2 protein-coding genes and 1 pseudogene are annotated in these 1,444 nt (G+C 47.0%); all 3 read right to left on the minus strand.

Annotated elements, in window-relative coordinates; genetic code table 11:
• A pseudogene (locus A3750_RS23775) lies at window positions 1-280 on the minus strand (hypothetical protein); the annotation flags it as partial.
• A gap of 68 nt (window positions 281-348) precedes the next feature.
• On the minus strand, window positions 349-579 hold the full coding sequence (gene rpsR / locus A3750_RS23780) for a 30S ribosomal protein S18 (protein WP_068453544.1): 231 nt from the start codon (window positions 577-579) through the stop codon (window positions 349-351).
• Window positions 580-599: 20 nt separating this feature from the next.
• Window positions 600-1,037, minus strand: coding sequence for a 30S ribosomal protein S6 (gene rpsF, locus A3750_RS23785; protein ID WP_068453546.1), 438 nt, complete (start codon window positions 1,035-1,037; stop codon window positions 600-602).
• Window positions 1,038-1,444: the final 407 nt, after the last annotated feature.

Here is a 1,444-nt window from a genome sequence, read left to right on the forward strand (position 1 = left end):
TTCTGCGCATGGAAACGCTGATTCTCAAAACCTCTGCCAAAGCAAACGTTGATATCAACACTACCAATGCGGTTGGATCGTGCAATCCGAGCCACCAACCCAAAGCAGGTATCGCGGCCCATACGAATACATTGAGTCCCTTCGCCGTACCATGACGTAACGTTACTAACGCAACCGTCGCAGCACCGAGCCAGAACATCATTGGAACTAAACAAGCTACAAAGGCAACCCCTGCAGCGTTGCGCGGCCCCTTCATGGCAAACCGGGCTAATTCACGCATCAAAGCGCTTCCTCAAGTATTCAAGTAAATTTTCAACCGTCCCCAATTAACTCGAGACGGAGCCACCATTACTCGTGGTGGTTATCGGTGTACGGCAACAATGCAACGTAACGAGCACGCTTGATTGCTGTCGCCAACTGACGCTGGTATTTCGCTTTTGTGCCGGTAATACGGCTAGGAACGATCTTTCCAGTTTCAGTGACATAACCTTTTAAAGTATCTAGATCTTTGTAATCGATCTCTTTAACGCCTTCTGCAGTGAAACGGCAGAACTTACGGCGACGTAAAAAACGAGACATAGTCTTCTCCTAATTCCGAATTACTCTTCTGTTGATTCAGCGCTGTCGCCAGCTGCTTCTTCTGTGCCAGTTTCTGCTTCAGCTTTTGGCGCTTCTTGACGAGGCGCTTCTTGACGAGGCGGACGACGGTCATCACGGTTTTGAGATGCTTTAATTGCAGACTCTTCGGTAACCGCTTCTTTACGACGAATGACCAAGTCGCGAATAATCGCATCATTGAATCGGAAGTTATGAGAAAGCTCTTCAAGCACTTCGTTGCTACATTCGATGTTCATCAAGATGTAGTGTGCTTTGTGAATTTTGTTGATCGGGTAAGCCAAGTGACGACGACCCCAATCTTCCAGACGGTGAATCTGACCACCACCGGTAGTGATTAGGTTGCTGTATCGCTCAACCATACCTGGCACCTGTTCGCTTTGATCAGGATGTACCAAGAATACGATCTCGTAGTGACGCATAAATGCTCCCTTTGGATATATAGCCTTAAATCAAAAATTTGTTTTAAAGCAAGGAGTTACAATTTAAACGGGTAAACATGCAAAAAGCAATGATGCCCACCCGCAGTTTTTCGAGCCGCGCATTCTAATAGCTCACCCCGCAAATAGCAAGGCGTTCGATACGATTCGCCACGTATTACGCCCAAAAAATCGTAACCGCCTTTAGCGTCCCCATCGACTCAAACTACACATTCCCGAACTTTTTGCTATCATCGCTGCTTTAAAAATGCGGAGACGACTATGAGCTTCTCGCTCAATGGAAAAAGCTTTACCAAACTGCTCGACTTCAACGCAGACGAAATTGGCGGCCTGCTAAGTCTCGCCAAGCAATTAAAAACCCAAAAGCGCACTAAGACCGAGCAGAAACA

This window comes from Oleiphilus sp. HI0079 (genome assembly GCF_001635105.1).

Coding starts and splice junctions, on each gene's coding strand:
- rpsR (WP_068453544.1), bottom strand. CDS start 579: ATGTCTCGTTTTTTACGTCGCCGTAAGTTCTGCCGTTTCACTGCAGAA.
- rpsF (WP_068453546.1), bottom strand. CDS start 1,037: ATGCGTCACTACGAGATCGTATTCTTGGTACATCCTGATCAAAGCGAA.